Below are 21991 nucleotides of genomic sequence, written 5' to 3'. Positions count from 1 at the left end.
GGCAGCGAGCGCGTCGATCGCGTCGATCGCGTCGAGCGCATCGAGCGCGTCGAGCGCGTCAGACGACGCGGACGCGGGCGAGCGAGCCGTCGACGACGAGGTCGCGGACGGTGACCGAGGGGTCGGCCGTCTCGAAACGCATCGCACCGCCCGGCTGGTCGAACCACGGCTGCACGAACCGCACCGTCACGAGGAACGGCCGCTCCACGACGTAGCGGTGGGTCTCCGGCGCGGACGCGACGTGCGGCGGCAACGAGCGCTGGGGGAGCGGGGTGTCGAGCGGGTGCAGGAGGTAGCCGTCCGGTCCGCCGATGCGGTCGACGGGCACGCCGGCCGGGACCTGGATGGTCAGCCCCCGCTCGCCGGCCTGTGACACCTGCTGCGCGAGCTGCGGGTACGTCGAGGCCGCGCGGTCGCGGAGTCCGTCGAGCTCGTGCCGCGGGACGTCCCGCGGCGCCGGGAACGGCCGGTTGAGGAACCGACGGAGCATCTCGACGGCGTCGTCCTCGCCGTTCGCGGTCGCCAGTCGCCGCGCGGTGCCGTAGTCGACCACCTCGAGCGCGTACTGGTCCGATCCCACCTGCGCGATGCGGAGTGCCCCTTCGACCGGCGGCTCGTGCAGGGTCTCCCCGGGGAGTTGCACGTACCGGACGGTGTAGCCGAGCTGGTCGAGGATGGGGCGGGTCTCCGCGAACGTCATGGGCGCGAGCCTACCGGGCCGACCTATGCCTTCCCTCGCATGATCGCCTGCTTGACCTCCGAGATCGCCTTCGTGACCTGGATGCCGCGCGGGCAGGCGTCGGTGCAGTTGAAGGTCGTGCGGCAGCGCCAGACGCCCTCCTTGTCGTTCAGGATGTCGAGACGCACGTCGGCTGCGTCGTCACGCGAGTCGAAGATGAAGCGGTGCGCGTTGACGATCGCGGCCGGGCCGAAGTACTGACCGTCCGTCCAGAACACCGGGCACGACGACGTGCACGCAGCGCAGAGGATGCACTTGGTGGTGTCGTCGAACCGGGCACGGTCGGCGACGGACTGCACGCGCTCCTTGCCCTTCTCGGGTGCGGACGATGCCTGGAGGAAGGGCTGGACCTCGCGGTAGGACGCGAAGAACGGCTCCATGTCGACGACGAGGTCCTTCTCGAGCGGCAGACCCTTGATGGCCTCGACGTAGATCGGCTTCGAGACGTCGAGGTCCTTGATGAGGGTCTTGCACGCCAGACGGTTGCGCCCGTTGATGCGCATCGCGTCCGAGCCGCAGACGCCGTGCGCGCAGGACCGGCGGAACGTGAGCGAGCCGTCCTGCTCCCACTTGATCTGGTGCAGTGCGTCGAGGATGCGGTCGGTCGGCAGCATCATCACGTCGAAGTCCTGCCAGCGCGGCTCGTCGTCGACGTCGGGGTCGAACCGGCGGACGATGATCGTGACGGGGAACGATCCGGGAGGGGCTTCCTGCACGGTCTGGGTGCGGGGGGCGTCGGAGACCAGGGTGTCGGTCATCAGTACTTCCTCTCCATCGGCTCGTAGCGCGTCACCACGACGGGCTTCCAGTCGAGCGTGATGTGGTCGTCGGCGAGTGACGAGTGCGGGTCGCCCGTCAGGTACGCCATGGTGTGCTGCATGTAGTTCTCGTCGTCGCGCTTCGGGTAGTCGTCGCGCATGTGGCCGCCGCGGCTCTCCTTGCGGTTGCGGGCGGAGTACACGACCACCTCGGCCAGGTCGAGCAGGAAGCCGAGCTCGACGGCCTCGAGCAGGTCGGTGTTGAACCGCTTGCCCTTGTCCTGCACGGAGACCTGCAGGAAGCGGTTGCGGAGCTCGTGGATGGTCTCGGTGACCTTCGCGAGCGACTCGTCGGTGCGGAACACCTGCGCGTTCCGGTCCATCTCCTCCTGGAGCTCCTTGCGGAGGGCCGCGACCCGCTCGGTGCCGGTCGACGCGCGGAGCTGGTCGAGCATGTCCTTGACGCCCTGCTCGGGGTGCTCCGGCAGGGGCAGGAACTCGGCGGTCTTGACCCACTCGGCCGCGTTGTTGCCCGAGCGCTTCCCGAACACGTTGATGTCGAGCAGGGAGTTCGTGCCGAGGCGGTTCGAGCCGTGCACGGACACGCAGGCGCACTCGCCGGCGGCGTAGAGGCCGGGCACGACCGTCGTGTTGTCGTAGAGGACCTCGGCCTTGACGTTCGTGGGGATGCCACCCATCGCGTAGTGCGCGGTCGGCATGACCGGCACCGGCTCGACGACCGGGTCGACGCCGAGGTAGGTGCGGGCGAACTCGGTGATGTCCGGCAGCTTGGTCTCGAGGACCTCGGCACCGAGGTGCGTGCAGTCGAGGAGCACGTAGTCCTTGTTCGGACCGGCACCACGGCCCTCTGCGACCTCCTGCACCATGCACCGCGCCACGATGTCGCGCGGTGCGAGGTCCTTGATGGTCGGGGCGTACCGCTCCATGAAGCGCTCGCCCGAGGCGTTGCGGAGGATCGCGCCCTCACCGCGGGCGCCCTCGGTCAGGAGGATGCCGAGGCCGGCGAGCCCGGTCGGGTGGAACTGGAAGAACTCCATGTCCTCGAGGGGGAGGCCGGTGCGCCAGACGATGCCGACGCCGTCGCCCGTGAGCGTGTGCGCGTTCGACGTGGTCTTGAACATCTTGCCGAAGCCGCCGGTGGCGAAGATCATCGCCTTGGCGTGGAAGACGTGCAGCTCACCCGTCGCGAGCTCGAACGCCACGACGCCGGCCGGCTGCTTGCGGGTGACGCCGTCGTCGCCCGTGACGTCGACCATGACGAGGTCCAGCGCGTAGAACTCGTTGAAGAAGTTCACGCCGAGCTTGACGCAGTTCTGGAAGAGCGTCTGCAGGATCATGTGCCCGGTGCGGTCGGCCGCGTAGCAGGCGCGTCGGACCGGCGACTTGCCGTGGTCACGCGTGTGACCGCCGAAGCGCCGCTGGTCGATCTTGCCCTCGGGCGTGCGGTTGAAGGGCAGGCCCATGTTCTCGAGGTCGATGACGGCGTCGATGGCTTCCTTCGCCAGGATCTCGGCGGCGTCCTGGTCGACGAGGTAGTCGCCGCCCTTGATCGTGTCGAACGTGTGCCACTCCCACGAGTCCTCTTCCACGTTCGCGAGGGCCGCCGCCATGCCGCCCTGCGCCGCACCGGTGTGCGAGCGGGTCGGGTACAGCTTCGAGATCACGGCCGTCTTCGCCTTCGGACCGGCCTCGATGGCAGCGCGCATGCCGGCGCCGCCCGCGCCGATGATGACGATGTCGAACTGGTGGTGGTGCACGGTGATGTCTGACGGGGTGTTTGCAGGCACGGGGGTCTTTCGTTCAGGGGTGGAGCGGGCGTTCGGAGCTGCTAGCGGGCCGGGCAGAACGACGGCAGGTCCGCGGCGGCGGCGCCGGCGGGGCACGGGTCGAACGTCCAGCACACGAGCAGGCCGAGGACGATCAGCGCGACGCACGCGACGAGGATCGCGACGAGGAGCGTCTTCCGGATGCCCGGCTTCGACACGTAGTCGTTCACGATCGTCCGCATGCCGTTCGACCCGTGCACGAGCGCGAGGACCAGCATCAGCGAGTCCCACACCTGCCAGAACGGGTTGGCCCACTTGCCGGCGACGAACGCGAAGTCGATCTGCTTGACGCCCTCGCCCGCCACCATGTTGACGAAGAGGTGGCCGAAGATCAGCACGACGAGCAGGACGCCCGACGCGCGCATGTAGATCCAGCCCCACTTCTCCCAGTTGGTGGTCCGGCGGGCAGCCTGTGCGCTGCGGGGCGGTTCGATGGTCTGCGTGGTCATCTGGTGCTCCTACTGGAAGTCCGCGACGAGGTTCATCAACTGGCGCGGCAGGAAGCCCGCGATCGCGACCGCCCAGAGGACGAGCACGATCCAGAACATCGCGCGCTGGTACTTCGGGCCCTTCGACCAGAAGTCCACGAGGATGATGCGCAGCCCGTTGAACGCGTGGAACACGATCGCCATCACGAGGGCGATCTCACCGAGGTTCATGAGCGGGGTCTTGTACGTGCCGATCACGGCGTTGTACGCCTCGGGCGAGACCCGCACGAGCGCGGTGTCGAGGATGTGCACGAGCAGGAAGAAGTAGATCGCGACACCGGTGATGCGGTGCAGCACCCACGACCACATGCCGGTGGAACCCCGGTACAGGGTGCCTTGCGGCGTGCGAGAGGCGCGTGGCGCCTCGATCGTCACCTGGGGTTCAGCGGTTGCCGTCCCCCCTGCGGTCTGCTCGGCCATGAGCGAGTCCTCCCGTAGGACGGGCCCGCCGATCGGCGAGCCGTTGCCGTTGGTGTTCTGTGGAACACCCCCATCCTATGCTCGCGCACTGACGTTCTCGTGCCAACGTGCCCGCACCGCCCGCGCCGCCGCCGGGGGCGCGCCGATCGTCCGTGCGGTGTCGTGGTGCGCGAGCAGCTGGTCGCCGACGGCCTCCCACGTCGTCCCCTCGACGCGCAGCCGCCCGGCTGAGCCCATCCGGGCCGCGAGCGCTCGGTCGTGGTGGAGCCGGAGCACCGCCCGCCGGAGCGCCTGGGGTTCGTCGGGGTCGTACAGGTCACCGTCGAGCCCCGGGGCGACGAGGTCGACCGGCCCGCCGGACGCGGGCGCCACGACCGGCAGGCCGGTCGCGTGCGCCTCCTGCAGGGTCTGGCCGAAGGTCTCCGCCGGGCCCGTGTGGACGAAGACGTCGAGGGCCGCGTAGGCGTCGGCCAGCGCGTCGCCGCGCAGCGGACCGGTGAAGTGGACGTCGAGGTGGCGGAGGCGTCGCTCCAGGAGCGGCCGGGAGGGACCCCCTCCCGCGACCACGACCCGGATGCCCGGGACGCCGCCGAGCTCGGCGAGCCGCTCGACCTCCTTCTCCGGTGCGAGCCGCCCCACGTACCCCACGATCGTCTCGCCGTCCGGGGCGAGCCGCCGGCGGAGCGCGCGGACGTGCGCCGTGTCGCGGCGCCCGGGGTGGAACAGCGTGGTGTCGACGCCGCGGCCCCACCGCGCGACGCGCGGCACGCCGTCCTCGGCGAGCATCGCCGCGGTGGCGCTCGACGGGGCGAGCGTCAGCGACGCTCCCTCGTGGATCCGCCCGAGGATCTTGCGCACCAGCGGGACGGTCGCGGTCAGGCCGTTGCGGCGGGCGAACCCGGCCACGTCGGTCTGGAAGACGGCGACGGAGGGGATGCCGAGCCTCCCGGCCGCCGTGATGGCGCGCCCACCCAGCAGGAACGGACTCGCGGCGTGGAGCACGTCGGCGCCGGAGGCGGCGAGGATCGTGTCGAGGACCGGGTGGGGGAGGGCGACGGGGAACTGGCGGTAGGCGACCGCGGGCACGCGGTGCACGTCGTAGCCGTTGAACCGCTCGACGTGGTCCTTCGGCCGGAGCTGCGCGATGCCCGGGGTGTCCGGGGCGATGACGACCGCCCTGTGGCCACGGAGCCGCAGGTGGTCGAGCACCGCGATGACGCTCGTGGTCACGCCGTTGAGGGTGGGCAGGAAGCTCTCGGTCACGACGGCGACGGTCCGTTGGGACGTGCCGCGCTCCACGCTGCGTGCGCTCATGGTGTGACCCATGCTCCGCGCGCGCCGTGACGTGGTGGTGGGGACCGCGTGAACGGCGGACACGGCGGGGGTGAACAGGTCGTGCCACGTTGCGGGAGCGCGCATGCGGGAAACGTGCGGTCGTCGCCCAGGGACCGCCGCGGCGGACCGGTACGGTGAGCGGGTGACGGACGAGCTCAGCGACTTCTACGCGATCATCCCCGCCGGCGGCATCGGTTCGCGGCTCTGGCCCCTGTCGCGTGCGGACGCGCCGAAGTTCCTGCACGACCTGACCGGCTCCGGTGCCTCGCTGCTCCGCCAGACCTGGGACCGCCTCGCGCCCCTCGCCGGCGACCAGCGGATCATGGTCGTCACTGGCCGGGCGCACCGGGCGGCGGTCGAGTCGCAGCTGCCCGGCGTCGCGGACCACAACGTCGTGCTCGAGAGCGAGCCGAAGGACTCCACCGCCGCGATCGGCCTCGCGGCCGCCATCCTCCGCCGCCGCGAGCCGGACGTCGTGATCGGGTCGTTCGCCGCCGACCACGTCATCGGCGACGCCCGCGGCTTCCGGCGCTCGGTGCGCGAGGCGGTCGCCGCCGCCCGGGCCGGGTACGTGACCACGATCGGCATCACCCCGACCGAGCCGGCGATCGGCTTCGGCTACATCCACGCCGACGGCCAGGCGCTCGACGTCGAGGGCGCCTCGACCGTGCACGCCGTGAAGTCGTTCGTCGAGAAGCCCGACCTCGACACCGCCCGCGGCTACCTGGAGGAGGGCAACTACCTCTGGAACGCCGGCATGTTCATCGCCCGCGCCGACGTGCTCCTCGACGAGATCGGCCGGACGAAGCCCGAACTCCTCGCCGGACTCGAGGAACTGGCCGACGCCTGGGACACCTCGTCCCGGGGTGCGGTCGTCGACGCCGTGTGGCCGCGGCTCGAGAAGATCGCCATCGACTACACCGTCGCCGAGCCCGCGGCGGCCGCCGGTCGGATGGCCGTCGTGCCCGGCGACTTCGACTGGGACGACGTGGGCGACTTCGCGTCCCTCGCCAAGCTGCAGTCCGGCGGTCGGGCGAACAACCTCGCCGTGCTCGGGGACGGGGCCCGCATCCTGGCGGACTCGTCGAGCGGCATCGTGGTCGCCCACAGCCAGCGCCTGATCTCGCTCATCGGGGTCGAGGACATCGTCGTCGTGGACACCCCGGACGCCCTGCTCGTGACCACGAGCGAGAACGCCCAGCGGGTCAAGGGTGTGGTGGACGCACTGAAGATCAGCGGTCGCGGCGACGTCCTGTAGCGCTCCATCACGAAAAGCGCTTGACGGGCCTCGAACACTGGGTCCCGCGTTACGGGCAGGTTTCCGCGTGATCGCGATCCCGTAACCGATCACGGGCCCGTCAGCAGGGGGTTCTGTACCGGTCGGACTGTCGTGTACTGTCGCCACGATCGCCCGGAACCACAGCTCCGGGCCAACGCCCCCGGAGGAATCACCCAAGTGTCATCCCGCACCCGCAAGATCGCGCTCAGCGGCCTCGCCCTGGCCGGCACGGTCGCCGTGCTCGCCGGCTGCTCCGCCGCCCCGTCCGACAACGCCTCGGCCAAGAAGACCGACTTCCGTCCCTGCATGGTCTCCGACTCCGGCGGCTTCGACGACAAGTCCTTCAACCAGCTCGGCTACGAGGGCCTGCAGGACGCCGCCAAGGAACTCGGCGCGACCTACAAGTCGGCGGAGTCGAAGGACTCGACGGTCTACGACTCGAACATCGAGCAGCTCATCAACCAGAACTGCAAGCTCATCGTCACCGTCGGCTTCAACCTCGCCGACGCCACGAAGAAGCAGGCCGCCGCGAACCCCGACACCGAGTTCGCGATCATCGACGACAACTCGATCAAGGCCAAGAACGTCAAGCCGATCACGTTCGACACCTCGCAGGCGGCGTTCCTCGCCGGCTACGCGGCCGCGTCGTACTCGAAGTCCGGCGTCGTCGGGACCTTCGGCGGCATGCAGATCCCGACCGTCACCATCTTCATGGACGGCTTCGCGGACGGCGTGAAGTACTACAACGAGCAGAAGAAGAAGGACGTCAAGGTCGTCGGCTGGGACGTCGACAGCCAGAAGGGCTCCTTCACCGGTGGCTTCGAGGCCGGCACCCAGGCCAAGGCCGTCGCGCAGACGCTCCTCGACCAGGACGCGGACGTCATCCTGCCCGTCGGTGGCCCGATCTACCAGTCGGCGGCCGAGGCCATCAAGGACGCGAACAACGGCTCCGTCCTGATCGGCGCGGACAGCGACCTCTACGAGGCCGACCCCCGCTACAAGGACATCGCGTTCACGTCCGTCGAGAAGGGCATGCGCCCCGCCACGAAGACGGTCGTCGAGGAAGCCGCCAAGGACGACTTCTCGAACACGCCGTACGTCGGCACGCTGAAGAACGAGGGCGTCGGCATCGCGCCGTTCCACGACTACGCCTCCAAGGTCGACAGCGGCCTCGAGGGCGAGCTCGACAAGATCAAGTCCGGCATCATCGACGGCTCGATCACGGTCAAGACCGAAGCGACCGTCAAGTAACACCACGGATGCGGGCGGGGGAGGAATCCCTCGCCCGCATTCCCGTGCCCCGACACGAGGAACTGCGCAGCACAGACATGAAGCTCGAACTCCGCGGCATCACCAAGCGGTTCGGATCGCTGGTCGCCAACGACCACATCTCGCTCACCGTCGAGCCGGGAGAGGTCCACTGCCTCCTCGGTGAGAACGGTGCCGGCAAGTCCACCCTGATGAACGTCCTGTACGGCCTCTACCAGGCCGACGAGGGCGAGATCCTCCTGGACGACGCCGTCCAGGACTTCGACGGCCCCGGTGACGCCATGCGCGCCGGCATCGGCATGGTGCACCAGCACTTCATGCTCGTCCCCGTCTTCACCGTCGCCGAGAACGTCATGCTCGGCCAGGAGCAGACCACGCTCGGCGGCCGGCTCGACCTCGCCGGCGCGCGGGCGCGGGTCAAGGAGATCTCCGACCGGTTCGGGTTCGACGTCAACCCCGACGCCAAGGTCGAGGACCTCCCCGTCGGCGTGCAGCAGCGCGTCGAGATCATCAAGGCGCTGTCCCGTGACGCGAAGGTGCTCGTGTTCGACGAGCCGACCGCCGTGCTCACCCCGCAGGAGACCGACGAGCTGATGGCCATCATGCGCCAGCTCCGCGAGGCAGGCACCGCGATCGTGTTCATCACGCACAAGCTCCGCGAGGTCCGCGAGGTCGCCGACCGCATCACCGTCATCCGGCTCGGCAAGGTCGTCGGCGAGGCATCGCCCACCGCGACCAACAACGAGCTCGCCGCGCTCATGGTCGGCCGTGCCGTGTCGCTCGTCGTCGACAAGACGCCGGCGACCGGGGGCGAGGACGCCCTCGTCGTCGACCACCTCACGGTCACGGACCCGTCCGGTGTCGTGCTCGTCGACGACGTGTCGTTCACCGTCCGACGTGGCGAGGTCCTCGCGATCGCCGGCGTCCAGGGCAACGGGCAGACCGAGCTCACCGAGGCGCTCCTCGGCCTCGAACCGGTGCACGCCGGGCACGTCACGCTCGACGGCGCCGAGATCACCGGCCGCACCGTCAAGCAGATCCTCGACGCGGGCGTCGGCTTCGTGCCCGAGGACCGCAAGGAGGACGGTCTCGTCGGCGAGTTCACCATCGCCGAGAACCTCATGCTCGACCGCGCCGACCACGCCGAGTTCGTCCGCGCGGGCACGATCCGCAGCGCCGAGCGCGACGCGTTCGCCGACGAGAAGATCGCTGAGTTCGACATCCGCACGCCGTCCCGCACCACTGCGGCGGGACGGCTCTCCGGCGGCAACCAGCAGAAGATCGTGCTCGCCCGCGAACTCAGCCGCGAGCTCCGGCTGTTCGTCGCCGCGCAGCCCACGCGCGGCATCGACGTCGGCTCGATCGAGTTCGTGCACAAGCGCATCGTCGCCACCCGCGACACCGGCGTCCCGGTCATCGTCGTCTCCACGGAGCTCGACGAGGTCGTGGCGCTCGCCGACCGGATCGCCGTGATGTACCGCGGCGCGATCGTCGGCATCGTCCCCGCGGACACCCCCCGAGACGTCCTCGGCCTCATGATGGCAGGCGAACTGCCCGAAGGAACGGAGCTGGCAGCGTGAGCACCACGCCACCCGAGAACAGCGCGCGCAGCACGCAGCCCGACACCAGCGCGAGCAGCACGCAGCCCGAGCAGACCCCGGTCACGGACGACCGCCTGCAGGAGGAGACGGCGACGCCCCACCTGATGACGGACTCCGCGGCCGACTCCGAGCGTCGCGCCGGCGGCGACCGCTGGAGCACCGCGCTCCAGGGCATCGTCAACGGGTCGGTGCTCGTCACCGTCCTCGCCGTCGTGCTCGCCCTCGTCGCCTGCGGCATCCTCATCGCGGTCACGGACGAGAACGTCCGCACCGCGGCCGGCTACTTCTTCGCGCGGCCGTCGGACACGTTCCAGGCCATCGGCTCCTCGGTCGGCGGCGCCTACGCCTCGCTGTTCCAGGGCTCGGTCGTCAACTTCGGTGCGAGCTCCTTCGCGCAGGCGATCGTCCCGATCACCCGCTCGCTCGACTACGCGGTCCCGCTCGTCGCGGCCGGCCTCGGCATCGCGGTCTCGTTCCGCGCCGGCCTGTTCAACATCGGCGGTCAGGGGCAGATCCTCATGGGCGCCGCCGCCGCCGGCTGGGTCGGGTTCTCGTTCGACCTGCCCGCGATCGTGCACATCCCGCTGACGATCATCGCCGGCATCGTCGGCGGCGCCGTCTGGGGCGGGATCGTCGGCGTCCTCAAGGCCCGGACCGGCGCCAACGAGGTCGTGCTCACGATCATGCTCAACTACGTCGGGCTCTACCTCGTCAGCTACATGCTCCGCACACCGGGGCTGCTGCAGGCGAAGGGCAGCCCGAACCCGATCTCGCCCGCCATGCAGGACAGCTCGGTGCTCCCGCAGCTGTTCGGCCCGCGGTACGGCATCGACCTCGGGTTCGTCGTGGCGATCATCGCGGTCGTCGTCGTGTGGTGGCTGCTCAACAAGTCGTCGCTCGGCTTCCGGTTCCGCACCATCGGTGAGAACCCCCGTGCCGCCCGGGTCGCCGGCATGAGCGTCCCGTCGCTCACCATCTGGGTCATGCTCATCTCGGGTGCCCTCGTCGGCATCGCGGGTGCGTACCAGGTGCAGGGCGCCGTGACGAGCGGCTTCACCGCGAACATCGACGCCGGCATCGGCTTCGACGCCATCACGGTCGCGCTCCTCGGGCGTTCGAAGCCGTGGGGTGTGTTCTGGGCCGCGATCCTCTTCGGCGTGCTGAAGAACGGCGGCTACGCGATGCAGGCCGCGAACGGCATCCCGATCGACATCGTCGGCGTCATCCAGGCCCTCATCGTCCTCTTCATCGCGGCCCCGCCGCTCGTCCGCGCGATCTTCCGGATCCCGCAGCCGGGCGCCCGCCGCCGAACCCGCACCAAGCCGAGCAAGAAGGCGGTCGCCGCGTGAGCACCATGACCCCCACCGCGGTCCCCGCACTGCCCGCCCAGGGCCGCGACCTCGAGACCACCCGCAGCTGGAAGACGGCGATCGGGTACGGCGTCTTCACCGTGATCGCGCTGCTGCTCTTCGGCCTCGCGCACCGGTCGGGGACGGCGACCTTCCGTCTGTCGTCCACCGGCGACTTCTTCGCCCTGCCGAACCTGCCGCTGCCGTCCACGGCGACCGGGGTCGTCGTCATCGTGCTGCTCGCGCTGGCCACCGTCTACGCGGTCGTCGAGACGCGCGCGAACCGTCGGGTCCGCCTCTGGGTGACCGCGCTGTTCGCGATCGTGTTCGTCGTCGGCTTCCTCGCGTGGGCGGTCGCGGGCGACTCGATCACGATCCCCGGCATGCTCGTCGGTGCCCTCGGACTCAGCGTCCCGCTCGTGTTCGGTGCGCTCGGCGGCGTCATCTCCGAGCGGGTCGGCGTCGTCAACATCGCGATCGAGGGCCAGTTCCTGGCCGGCGCGTTCACCTCGGCCCTCGTGGCGTCCGTCACCGGCACCCCCTGGGCGGGCCTCGTCGGTGCGGTCGTGGCAGGTGTCCTGGTGTCGTTCATCCTCGCGGCGTTCAGCATCAAGTACCTCGTCGACCAGGTCATCGTCGGCGTCGTCATCAACGCGTTCGTCTCCGGCCTGACCGGCTTCCTGTACTCGCAGGTGCTCTCGCCGAACGAGTCGACGCTCAACGTGGGCCTGCGCTTCCCGAAGCTCGAGATCCCGCTGCTGCACCAGATCCCGATCATCGGCCCGATCTTCTTCGAGCAGACCGTCGTGGTGTACCTCGCGTACGTCGCGGTGGCGGTCGTCACCTTCTGCCTGTTCAAGACCCGGTGGGGCTTGCGCCTCCGCTCGGTCGGCGAGCACCCGCAGGCCGCGGACACGGTCGGCATCAACGTGAACCGCACCCGGTTCTGGAACGTGTCGCTCGCCGGCGCGATCGCCGGTCTCGGCGGTGCGTACTTCACGCTCGACGCCGTGGGCGGCTTCACGAAGGACATGACCGCCGGCGCCGGCTACATCGCGCTCGCCGCCGTCATCTTCGGCCGCTGGGACCCGATCCGTGCGACCCTCGCGGCCCTGCTGTTCGGCTTCGCGTCGAACCTGCAGAACGCCCTGAGCGTCGTGCAGGGGTCGCCCGTCCCGAGCGAGTTCCTGCTCATGCTGCCCTACGTGGTCACGATCCTCGCGGTCGCCGGCCTGGTCGGGCAGGTGCGCGGCCCCGCCGCGGCGGGCAAGCCCTACATCAAGAGCTGACGGCCTGGAGGCACGGCACATGACCGACACGAACCCCTCCGGTGACCAGACCGTCACGCCGGCCGACGGGGCGGACGCCGCCACGGGCCTCCCGGCCGGTCCCGCGTCAGCGGACGTCGACTGGAGCGTCCTGCGGGACGCCGCCACGGCCGCGATGCGGCACGCCTACGCGCCGTACTCGTCCTTCCCGGTGGGCGCCGCGGCGCTCACCGACGACGGCCGCGTCGTCTCGGGCTGCAACGTGGAGAACGCGTCCTACGGCGTGACGCTCTGCGCCGAGTGCTCGCTCGTCTCGCAGCTGCACATGACCGGCGGCGGCAAGCTCGTCGCCTTCACGTGCGTGGACGGCGACGGGGCGACCCTGATGCCGTGCGGCCGCTGCCGGCAGCTGCTGTTCGAGCACTCCGCCGAGGGGATGCTCCTCGAGACCGTCTCCGGCATCCGCACCATCGACGAGGTCCTCCCGGACGCCTTCGGGCCGCGGACCCTCGTCACCTACCAGCAGGAGCACTGATCACATGGCCGTCGAGCCCTTCGACACCGTCGACCTCATCCGCACGAAGCGTTCCGGCGACGCCCTCGCCACCGCCGAGATCGACTGGCTGGTCGACGCGTACACGCGCGGCTACGTCGAGGACCCGCAGATGGCGGCCCTCGCGATGGCGATCTTCCTGAACGGCATGGAGCGGCGGGAGATCAAGGACCTCACGCTCGCGATGATCGCGTCGGGGGAGCGGATGTCCTTCGACGCCCTCGGCAAGACGACCGTGGACAAGCACTCCACCGGCGGCGTCGGCGACAAGATCACGCTGCCGCTCGCGCCCCTCGTCGCCTCGTTCGGCGTGGCCGTGCCGCAGCTGTCCGGCCGCGGGCTCGGCCACACCGGGGGGACGCTCGACAAGCTCGAGTCGATCCCGGGGTGGCAGGCGTCGATCTCGAACGACCGCATGATGTCGATCCTGTCCGACGTCGGCGCGGTGATCTGCGCGGCCGGTTCCGGGCTGGCACCGGCCGACAAGAAGCTCTACGCGCTCCGGGACATCACCGGCACGGTCGAGTGCATCCCCCTCATCGCGTCGAGCATCATGTCGAAGAAGATCGCCGAGGGCACCGGGGCGCTCGTGCTCGACGTCAAGTTCGGCTCGGGGGCGTTCATGCCCTCGTACGAGGCCTCGCGCGAGCTCGCGCAGACGATGGTCGACCTCGGGAACGACGCCGGGGTGAAGACCTCGGCGCTCCTGACCGACATGGAGGTCCCGCTCGGACTGACCATCGGCAACGCGCTCGAGGTTCGGGAGTCGGTCTCGGTGCTCGAGGGCGGGGGACCCGCGGACGTCGTGGAGCTGACCGTCGCGCTGGCGACCGAGATGCTCACGCTCGCCGGGCTGCCGGACGCCGATCCGGCTGCGGCCCTGGCGGACGGCCGGGCGATGGACACCTGGCGTCGGATGATCGCCGCGCAGGGTGGCGACCCCGCTGCTGCGCTGCCGGCCGCCCGAGAGCAGCACGTCGTCACCGCACCGGAGTCGGGCGTGCTCGTCTCGCAGGAGGCGCTGCCGTTCGGCGTCGCTGCCTGGCGTCTCGGTGCCGGTCGTGCCCGGGCACAGGACCCGGTGCAGGCGGGCGCCGGCATCGAGCTGCTCGTCAAGCCGGGCGACACCGTGACCGCGGGGCAGCCGCTCTGGACGCTGCACACCGACGAGCCGGAGCGCTTCGACCGGGCGCTGGAGTCGCTCGAGGGCGCGTGGTCGATCGGACCGGCCGACTCGGCGGCGGCCGTCCGCGGGCCGATCGTGCGGGAGCGCATCGCGGGCTGACCCTGCCGCCCGCGCTGCTGCGTTCCTGCGGTCCGTGTGGGGAGCCTCCAGTCCGGTCGTCCGTCTGTTGTGCACAGGGGACGACGCAGGGTCGGTGACCACCGATAGCCTGGAACGCATGAGCGCCGACGCCACGACCTACCGCCTGCCCGACGCCGGAGCGGTCATCAACGACCTGCCGAAGGTCTCGTTGCACGACCACCTCGACGGGGGCCTGCGGCCGGCGACGATCATCGAACTCGCCGACGAAGCGGGCGTGGCGCTGCCGACCTCCGACGCCGGGGCGCTCGGTGCGTGGTTCGCCGACCAGTCCAACTCGGGCTCGCTCGTCGAGTACCTCAAGACGTTCGACGTCACCACCTCGGTGATGCAGACCGCGCCGCAGCTGCACCGGGTCGCGAAGGAGTTCGTCGAGGACCTCGTCGCCGACGGCGTCGTCTACGGCGAGATCCGGTGGGCACCCGAGCAGCACCTCCAGGGCGGGCTGACGCTCGACCAGACGGTGGAGGCCGTGCAGGCCGGCATCGAAGAGGCCGTCGACGCAGCCGGCGGATCGATCCGCATCGGGCAGCTCGTGACCGCGATGCGGCACGCCGACCGCGCGCAGGAGATCGCCGAACTCGCCGTGCGGCACCGCGACCGTGGGGTCGTCGGGTTCGACATCGCGGGCGCTGAAGCCGGCTTCCCGCCCGCGAACCACCGGGCCGCGTTCGACTGGCTGGCCGCGCAGCTCTTCCCGGTCACGGTCCACGCGGGGGAAGCCGACGGACTCGCCTCGATCCGGTCCGCCCTCGTCGACGGTCGTGCGCTCCGCCTCGGGCACGGCGTCCGGATCTTCGAGGACATCTCGCTGTCCGACGCCGGCGACGGGTCGACCCTCGCGTCGCTCGGTGAGATCGCGTCGTGGGTGCGCGACCGCGAGATCCCGCTGGAGGTCGCACCCTCGTCGAACCTGCAGACCGGCGCGATCGCCGCGTGGGGCGACGAGCTCGCCGACCACCCCTTCGACGTGCTGTACCAGCTCGGGTTCCGCGTCACGGTGAACACCGACAACCGCCTCATGAGCGACACCTCGCTGTCGAAGGAGCTCGCGCTCCTCGCCGGCACGTTCGGCTACGACCTCGACGACCTCGCCGCGTTCCAGATCAACGCCGCCCTGGGCTCGTTCCTCCCGCTCGAGGACCGCGAGGAGATCATCGCCACCATCACCGCAGGACACCAGGAGGCCTAGGACGTGCCGCTCCCACCGCTGCCGGACGACGCCGTCGTGCTCGGAGCCAGCGCGCCGTCGTGGCGCGAAGCGCTCCGGCTGACCGGAGACGCCCTCGTCGCCACCGGCGCCACCACCGAGCCGTACACGGACGCCATGATCGAGATGGTCGAGGAGCACGGCCCGTACATCGTCATCTCTCCCGGGCTCGCGTTCGCGCACGCCCGACCGGGGTCGTCGGTGGTCCGGGACGGCCTCGCGCTCGTCACGCTCGCGTCGCCGGTGGCGTTCGGACACCCGCACAACGACCCCGTGCGGGTCGTGCTCGGGCTCGCCGTCGCCGAGGTCGGGACGCACCTGGAGTCGATCGGCGAGATCGCGAACACCTTCAACGACGACACCGTGACGTCGCGGTTGGCGGCTGCGGGCACGGCGGACGAGGTCCGGGCGATCCTCGGGGTCGCGTCGGCCGGTCGTGCCGGTGCTGCCGGGGGTGCGGCGTGAAGATCGTGACGATCTGCGGCGCCGGCATCGGGTCGAGCGGGATCCTCAAGGTGAACGCCGAGAAGGCGCTGGCGTCGCTCGGGCTGAGTGCCTCCGTGGTGGCCGCGGACGTCGCCTCGGTGCGCGACGTCGCCGAGGACGCGAACGTCATCCTGACGAGCCAGGAGTTCGTCGAGGCGATCGGGGACACCTACGCCGAGGTCATCGTGATCCGGAACCACTTCGACCAGGGCGAGATCACGGCGGCGGTGGACCGGGCGCTCGGGGAGCACTGAGCCGCTCGCGTGTGCGCTGCGGACGCGCGGTCGCGCGTGTGCGCTGCGGGCGTGCGGTCGCGCGTGTGCGCTGCGGGCGTGCGGTGGCGCGTGTGCGCTGCGGGCGTGCGGTCGCGCGTGTGCGCTGCGGGCGTGCGGTCGCGCGTGTGCGCTGCGGGCGTGCGGTCGCGCGTGTGCGCTGCGGGCGTGCCGTCGGCGCGCCCTAGGATCGGTGCATGAGCACGGACAACCCGCTGAACGACCCCGCCGCCGACCCGTTCGAGGTCGCGCGCGCCGCCGCAGACGTCATCGCGTCGAAGTCGGGGATCGAGCGGCACGACATCGCCCTGACCCTCGGATCCGGATGGGGCAAGGCCGCCGACATCATCGGTGAGACGGTCTCCGAGATCCCCGCGTCGGAGGTCCCGGGCTTCAGCGCCTCGGCCGTTCCCGGCCACTCCGGCACGGTGCGCTCCATCGCCCTCCCGGACGGCCGTCACGCCCTCGTGATCGGTGCCCGGACGCACTACTACGAGAACCACGGCGTCCGCCGCGTCGTGCACAGCGTCCGTACCGCTGCGGCGACCGGCGCCTCGGTGATGATCCTCACGAACGGTGCCGGTGGCATCAAGGAGCACTGGACGCCCGGCACGCCGGTCCTCATCAGCGACCACATCAACCTGACCGCCGACAGCCCGCTCGAGGGCGCGACCTTCGTCGACCTCACCGACCTCTACTCGGCACGACTCCGTGCGGTCGCCCGCGGCGTGGACCCCTCGCTGGACGAAGGCGTCTACACGCAGTTCCGCGGCCCGCACTACGAGACCCCGGCCGAGGTGCAGATGGCGAAGACCATCGGTGGGCACATCGTCGGCATGTCCACCGCACTCGAGGCCATCGCCGCGCGGCAGGCCGGCATGGAGGTGCTCGGGTTCTCCCTCATCACGAACCTCGCCGCGGGCATCCAGAAGACGCCGCTGTCGCACGCCGAGGTGCTCGAGGCCGGCCGCGAAGCCGAGCCGCGGATCGCCGACCTCCTCGCCCGTGTGGTCGCGGCGATCGGGTCGCCGGACGCCGTCGACGGATCCGCACTGTGAAGCTCGACGTCGACGCGGTCGTCGCCGCCGGGCGTACCTGGTCCGCGCAGGACCCCGACGACCAGACCCGTGCCGAGCTCGACGCGGCCGTCGCGGCAGCGGCGACCGGGGACGGACCCGCCGTGCAGGAGCTCGCCACACGCTTCGCCGGTCGTCTGGCGTTCGGCACCGCGGGACTGCGCGCCGAGCTCGGGTACGGCCCGCTGCGCATGAACCGCGTCGTGGTGACCCAGGCCGCCGCTGGGCTCGCCCGCTTCCTGATCGATTCCGGCCGGTCGCGCAGCGTCGTCATCGGCTACGACGGGCGCGTCAACTCCGACGTCTTCGCCCGCGACTCCGCCGAGGTCATGCGCGGCCTCGGGCTCGACGTCACCCTGCTGCCGTCCGCGCTGCCCACCCCGGTGCTGGCGTTCGCGGTCCGGCACCTCGGGGTCGGCGCGGGCGTGATGGTCACGGCGAGCCACAACCCGCCGCGTGACAACGGCTACAAGGTGTACCTCGGCGAGGGTGACGAGGGCTCGCAGATCGTCCCCCCGGTCGACGCGACCATCGCCGCGGCCATCGATGCGGTCGCAGCCGGGTCGATCGCCGACCTGCCACGGGCGACCGACTACACCGTCGCGGGCCCGGACCTGCTCGACGCCTACGTCACCGCGACGGCCGCGACCGTCCCCGCACCGGCGCTCGGGGTCCCGGACCAGCCGTCGGTCGTCTACACGGCTATGCACGGTGTCGGGTGGGAGACCGCCCGTGCCGTGTTCGAACGGGCCGGGTACGCCGTCCCGGCCACGGTGCCGGAGCAGATCGAGCCGGACGGTGCGTTCCCGACGGTGTCGTTCCCGAACCCGGAGGAGCCGGGCGCCATGGACCTCGCGGTCGCTCGGGGTGTCGACGCCGACGCCGACCTGGTCATCGCGAACGACCCGGACGCCGATCGGCTCGCGCTCGCGATCCCGGACGGTGCCGGCTCCTTCCGACGGCTCTCCGGCAACGAGGTCGGCTGGCTGCTCGGGTGGCAGGCCGCCGTCCGTGCGGCGTCGGACGGACGGGGCGGCACGCTCGCTGCGTCCATCGTGTCCTCGCCCGCACTCGCCCGGGTCGCCGAACGCCACGGCCTGGCGTACCGGGACACCCTGACCGGCTTCAAGTGGGTGTCGCGCGTGCCGGACCTGGTGTTCGGCTACGAGGAGGCGCTCGGCTACCTGGTCGACCCCGACGTCGTCCGCGACAAGGACGGCATCTCCGCGGCCCTCGCGCTGCTCGACCTCGCCACGACGCTCGCGGCTTCCGGGCAGACCATCGCGGACCGCCTCGAGGCCTTCGCCGCCGAGTTCGGGGCGTTCGCGTCCGGGCAGGTGGCGACCCGTGTGGACGACCTGTCGCGCATCGGGGAGATCATGGCCGCGCTCCGTGCCGACCCGCCGTCGTCGCTCGGTCCGGTGGCCGTGCGCGCCGTGACGGACTACGCGGACGGGGCGGACGGGTTCCCACCGTCGGACATCCTGCGGTACGACCTCGAGGGCGACGCCCGCGTGATCGTCCGGCCGAGCGGGACCGAGCCGAAGGTCAAGGTCTACATCGACACCGTCGCGACGACCTCCGCCGAGGCCCAGGCCCTCGCCGACGCCCTCGCCGCCGCCGTCCGCCCCCTCGTGTCGTAGCGCCGCACCCTCCAGAACCAGGTTCCGGACACAGCACCGCGCCTTTCCGCGGTGCTGTGTCCGTTCCGCGATGTCGAGCGCGCCCGTGCCCGTTCGACCGCCACACGAAACGAAGTCCGCTCGGCGCTCCTGCACAACGCGAGAGGGGTGCGCTGGCGTCCACAGCTCGCGCAGGCCTTGCAGACGAGCAGGGGGAGCCCGTCGAAGGTGGGGCGATGGACCGGCTGCCGCTCTTCTTCATCCCCGCCGACGAGAGCGCCGCACGAGGCGCCCGACGACGACGCGTCGACGGTGGTCACGTGCGCGTCGGCTACGGCGTCACGACCTCGGCTGCGGCGTTCCGCGACGCGTCGGAAGTCACCCGCCATCGTGCCAGGATCGACGCTGTCGTCAGCCGCTCGAAGTCCAGCTTGATCGTCTCGCACGAGTCAGCTGTGGTCATGCACGGACTCCCGTGGTTCGGGCCGTTGCCCGAGCGTGTCCTGTTCACCGACCCCGGACGAGACCGAGCGCAGCGGCTGCGGTTCAGTGACAAGGTGCCGGCTCGGGGGCGTCACGTGAGCACCGTCGCGATCGACGGGATCGAGACGACCGATCTCGTCGAGACCGCCGTCGACGTCGCGCTCCGTGCGGACCGCGGACACGCCATCGTCGTGCTCGACGCGGTACTCCGGCGTGGCGCCTCGCGGGAGCTGCTGCTCGTCGGACTGTCCCGCCGCTCGCACCGGCGGGGCGTTGCTCGGGCGCGGCGACTGATCGAGATCGCGGACGGGAGCAATGAATCTCCGGGTGAGAGCCTGACCCACCTCGTCGCCCACGATGTCGGACTCCCAGCGCCGGTCCTGCAACACGAGTTCCGAGTCGTCGGTCGCTTCGTCGCCCGCGTCGACTTCTGGTTCCCCGAACAGGGGGTCGTCATCGAGTTCGACGAACTCGCCAAGTACCGAGACCGGACACTGCGAGGGACACGCACACCGGAGGACGTCGTGGTCGACGAGAAGCTCCGAGAAGACGCCGTCCGTTCCCTTCCGGAAGTCCGCGGCCTCGGACGGGTGACGTGGCGCGACGTCCTGCCCGGTGGAGCCGCGCCGACTGTCTTCGCTCATGCCGGGTTGCCCGTGTCACGAGCTGTCCGGACCACTCCGCCGTGGTGAAACACCTTGAAACGGACACAGCACCGCGGAAAACCACGGTGCTGTGTCCGAAACCTGGTTCCGCAGCGACGGAACGCGGCGGCGCGCGCTACGCGAGCTCGAGCAGCACGTGGCCGGACGAGATCGTCTGGCCGACGGGGGCGTTGAGCGCCTTCACGACGCCGTCGCGGGTCGCCTGCACCGGCTGTTCCATCTTCATGGCCTCGAGCACGACGAGCAGGTCGCCCTTCACCACGGTGTCACCCTCGGCGACCGCGACCTTCACGACGGTGGCCTGCATCGGCGACGTCACCGAGCCGGACGACGCCAACCCACCGCGAACGCCGGACGACCGACGCTTCGGGGGAGCGGTCGGGCCCGCGGGGCGACGGCCGGCCGCACCGGCAGCGCCACCGCCGACGATCGACGGCATGGTGACCTCGATGCGCTTGCCCTGCACCTCGACCACGACGGTGTCGCGCGACGCCGGAGCGGGGAGCTCCTCGGTCGCACCGCTCCACGCGGGGATGTCGTTCTGGAAGTCGGTCTCGATCCACTGCGTGTAGACGGAGAAGGGCGTCTCGTCGTCCGTGGCGAACGCCGGGTCGGACACGACGGCGCGGTGGAACGGCAGCACGGTCGGCAGACCCGTGACCTCGAACTCGGCGAGTGCTCGCCGCGAGCGTTCCAAGGCCTCGGAGCGCGTCGCGCCGGTGACGATGAGCTTCGCGAGCATCGAGTCGAACGAGCCGGACACGACGTCACCGGAGACGACACCGGAGTCGACGCGGACGCCGGGGCCGGACGGGGCGGTGAAGGCGTGCACGGGGCCGGGCGCGGGGAAGAAGTTGCGACCCGGGTCCTCGCCGTTGATGCGGAACTCGAACGAGTGGCCGCGGGGCGTCGGGTCGGAGTAGTCGAGCGTGCCGCCCTCGGCGATGCGGAACTGCTCGCGGACGAGGTCGATGCCCGTGACCTCCTCCGAGACGCAGTGCTCGACCTGCAGGCGGGTGTTGACCTCGAGGAACGACACGGTGCCGTCGGCGCCGATGAGGAACTCGCACGTGCCGGCGCCGACGTAGCCGACCTCGCGCAGGATCGCCTTCGACGACTCGTACAGCCGTTCGGTCTGCGACGCCGTCAGGTACGGCGCCGGGGCCTCCTCGACGAGCTTCTGGTGGCGGCGCTGCAGCGAGCAGTCGCGCGTCGAGACGATGACGACGTTGCCGTGCTCGTCGGCGAGGCACTGCGTCTCGACGTGGCGCGGCTTGTCGAGGTACTTCTCGACGAAGCACTCGCCGCGGCCGAACGCCGCGATGGCCTCGCGCGTCGCCGACTCGAAGAGCTCTTCCACCTGGTCTCGCGAGCGGACCACCTTCAGGCCACGGCCACCGCCGCCGAACGCCGCCTTGATCGCGACGGGGAGCCCGACCTGGTCGACGAAGTCGAAGACCTCGGACACGTCCTGCACGGGCTCGATCGTCCCCGGTGCGAGCGGCGCGCCGACCTTCTCGGCCACGTGCCGCGCGGAGACCTTGTCACCGAGGCGCTCGATCGACTCGGGCGACGGGCCGATCCAGGTCAGCCCGGCGTTGATGACGGCGCGGGCGAAGTCGGCGTTCTCGGCGAGGAACCCGTACCCCGGGTGCACGGCGTCGGCACCGGAACGGCGGGCGACCGAGATGATCTTGTCGATCACGAGGTAGGTGTCGGCGCTCGTGGTGCCGTTCAGGGCGTACGCCTCGTCGGCGAGGCGGGCGTGCAGCGCGTCGCGGTCCTGGTCGGCGTAGACCGCGACCGATGCCTTGCCTGCGTCGCGGGCCGCGCGGATGATGCGGACGGCGATCTCGCCGCGGTTCGCGATGAGGACCTTGCTGATACGGGGCATGGTAAGTCAGCGTATTCGTGCTGCCGCGGCCCGAATTGACCGGCGCCCACAAA

At 70.8% G+C, this 21991-nt stretch carries 20 protein-coding genes; 13 read left to right on the top strand and 7 right to left on the bottom strand.

Features of this window, described 5'->3' with window-relative positions:
• Positions 1 to 58 precede the first annotated feature (58 nt).
• The 6 genes from ACRQ4C_RS11650 to ACRQ4C_RS11625 form a co-directional block, all read right to left on the bottom strand.
• A complete protein-coding gene (locus tag ACRQ4C_RS11650; RefSeq protein WP_439688757.1) occupies positions 59 to 700 on the bottom strand; it encodes a TNT domain-containing protein in 642 nt (213 codons plus the stop codon).
• A 23-nt stretch (positions 701 to 723) separates the two neighbouring features.
• Complete coding sequence (locus ACRQ4C_RS11645; RefSeq protein WP_290131299.1) at positions 724 to 1497, bottom strand: succinate dehydrogenase iron-sulfur subunit; 774 nt, start codon at positions 1495 to 1497, stop codon at positions 724 to 726.
• Positions 1497 to 3305 carry a succinate dehydrogenase flavoprotein subunit gene (sdhA, locus tag ACRQ4C_RS11640; RefSeq protein ID WP_439688756.1) on the bottom strand — a complete coding sequence of 603 codons (1809 nt, stop codon included), beginning with the start codon at positions 3303 to 3305 and terminating at the stop codon, positions 1497 to 1499. Before sdhA ends, ACRQ4C_RS11645 begins: the two co-directional genes overlap by 1 nt.
• A 41-nt stretch (positions 3306 to 3346) precedes the next feature.
• The gene (sdhD, locus tag ACRQ4C_RS11635; protein WP_290131301.1) at positions 3347 to 3793 is read right to left on the bottom strand and encodes a succinate dehydrogenase, hydrophobic membrane anchor protein; all 447 of its coding nucleotides are present in this window, start codon (positions 3791 to 3793) and stop codon (positions 3347 to 3349) included.
• 9 nt (positions 3794 to 3802) lie between these two features.
• A complete protein-coding gene (gene sdhC / locus ACRQ4C_RS11630) occupies positions 3803 to 4252 on the bottom strand; it encodes a succinate dehydrogenase, cytochrome b556 subunit (RefSeq protein ID WP_290131302.1) in 450 nt (149 codons plus the stop codon).
• A gap of 75 nt (positions 4253 to 4327) precedes the next feature.
• Positions 4328 to 5566, bottom strand: a complete 1239-nt coding sequence (locus ACRQ4C_RS11625; protein ID WP_290131303.1) for a glycosyltransferase family 4 protein — start codon at positions 5564 to 5566, stop codon at positions 4328 to 4330.
• A gap of 163 nt (positions 5567 to 5729) precedes the next feature.
• On the opposite strand from ACRQ4C_RS11625, the gene ACRQ4C_RS11620 reads away from it, so the two are divergent.
• From ACRQ4C_RS11620 to ACRQ4C_RS11560, 13 genes are all read left to right on the top strand, one after another.
• On the top strand, positions 5730 to 6845 hold the full coding sequence (locus ACRQ4C_RS11620) for a mannose-1-phosphate guanylyltransferase (protein ID WP_290131304.1): 1116 nt from the start codon (positions 5730 to 5732) through the stop codon (positions 6843 to 6845).
• Between the two features lie 198 nt (positions 6846 to 7043).
• On the top strand, positions 7044 to 8117 hold the full coding sequence (locus ACRQ4C_RS11615) for a BMP family lipoprotein (protein ID WP_439688755.1): 1074 nt from the start codon (positions 7044 to 7046) through the stop codon (positions 8115 to 8117).
• Between the two features lie 77 nt (positions 8118 to 8194).
• Positions 8195 to 9715 (top strand): ABC transporter ATP-binding protein, encoded by a 1521-nt coding sequence (locus tag ACRQ4C_RS11610; protein ID WP_439688754.1) that lies wholly within the window; start codon positions 8195 to 8197, stop codon positions 9713 to 9715.
• Positions 9712 to 11085, top strand: coding sequence for an ABC transporter permease (locus tag ACRQ4C_RS11605; RefSeq protein ID WP_439688753.1), 1374 nt, complete (start codon positions 9712 to 9714; stop codon positions 11083 to 11085). Before ACRQ4C_RS11610 ends, ACRQ4C_RS11605 begins: the two co-directional genes overlap by 4 nt.
• Positions 11082 to 12374 carry an ABC transporter permease gene (locus ACRQ4C_RS11600; protein ID WP_439688752.1) on the top strand — a complete coding sequence of 431 codons (1293 nt, stop codon included), beginning with the start codon at positions 11082 to 11084 and terminating at the stop codon, positions 12372 to 12374. Before ACRQ4C_RS11605 ends, ACRQ4C_RS11600 begins: the two co-directional genes overlap by 4 nt.
• Positions 12375 to 12393: 19 nt before the next feature.
• Entirely contained in the window at positions 12394 to 12888 is a 495-nt protein-coding gene (locus ACRQ4C_RS11595; RefSeq protein WP_290131308.1) for a cytidine deaminase, read from the top strand.
• Between the two features lie 4 nt (positions 12889 to 12892).
• Positions 12893 to 14191: a thymidine phosphorylase gene (locus ACRQ4C_RS11590; protein ID WP_439688751.1), complete on the top strand. Its 1299-nt coding sequence runs from the start codon at positions 12893 to 12895 to the stop codon at positions 14189 to 14191.
• Between the two features lie 118 nt (positions 14192 to 14309).
• Positions 14310 to 15422: an adenosine deaminase gene (locus tag ACRQ4C_RS11585; protein WP_439688750.1), complete on the top strand. Its 1113-nt coding sequence runs from the start codon at positions 14310 to 14312 to the stop codon at positions 15420 to 15422.
• Positions 15423 to 15425: 3 nt separating this feature from the next.
• Entirely contained in the window at positions 15426 to 15905 is a 480-nt protein-coding gene (locus tag ACRQ4C_RS11580) for a PTS sugar transporter subunit IIA (RefSeq protein WP_439688749.1), read from the top strand.
• Positions 15902 to 16180 (top strand): PTS sugar transporter subunit IIB, encoded by a 279-nt coding sequence (locus ACRQ4C_RS11575; protein WP_400413337.1) that lies wholly within the window; start codon positions 15902 to 15904, stop codon positions 16178 to 16180. The genes ACRQ4C_RS11580 and ACRQ4C_RS11575 overlap by 4 nt, the downstream gene beginning before the upstream one ends.
• Positions 16181 to 16395: 215 nt before the next feature.
• A complete protein-coding gene (locus ACRQ4C_RS11570; protein ID WP_290131313.1) occupies positions 16396 to 17256 on the top strand; it encodes a purine-nucleoside phosphorylase in 861 nt (286 codons plus the stop codon).
• Positions 17253 to 18917 carry a phospho-sugar mutase gene (locus ACRQ4C_RS11565; protein WP_439688748.1) on the top strand — a complete coding sequence of 555 codons (1665 nt, stop codon included), beginning with the start codon at positions 17253 to 17255 and terminating at the stop codon, positions 18915 to 18917. Before ACRQ4C_RS11570 ends, ACRQ4C_RS11565 begins: the two co-directional genes overlap by 4 nt.
• 215 nt (positions 18918 to 19132) lie before the next feature.
• Entirely contained in the window at positions 19133 to 20071 is a 939-nt protein-coding gene (locus ACRQ4C_RS11560) for a hypothetical protein (protein WP_439688747.1), read from the top strand.
• 88 nt (positions 20072 to 20159) lie between these two features.
• Here the strand turns inward: ACRQ4C_RS11560 and ACRQ4C_RS11555 are convergent, their stop codons facing one another.
• Positions 20160 to 21938: an acetyl/propionyl/methylcrotonyl-CoA carboxylase subunit alpha gene (locus ACRQ4C_RS11555; protein ID WP_439688746.1), complete on the bottom strand. Its 1779-nt coding sequence runs from the start codon at positions 21936 to 21938 to the stop codon at positions 20160 to 20162.
• Positions 21939 to 21991 lie beyond the last annotated feature (53 nt).

Source organism: Curtobacterium sp. SP.BCp (genome assembly GCF_051903255.1).
GTDB lineage: Bacteria > Actinomycetota > Actinomycetes > Actinomycetales > Microbacteriaceae > Curtobacterium.
Note: the sequence above shows the minus strand (reverse complement) of the source record. Positions and strands in the feature narration are given on the sequence as shown.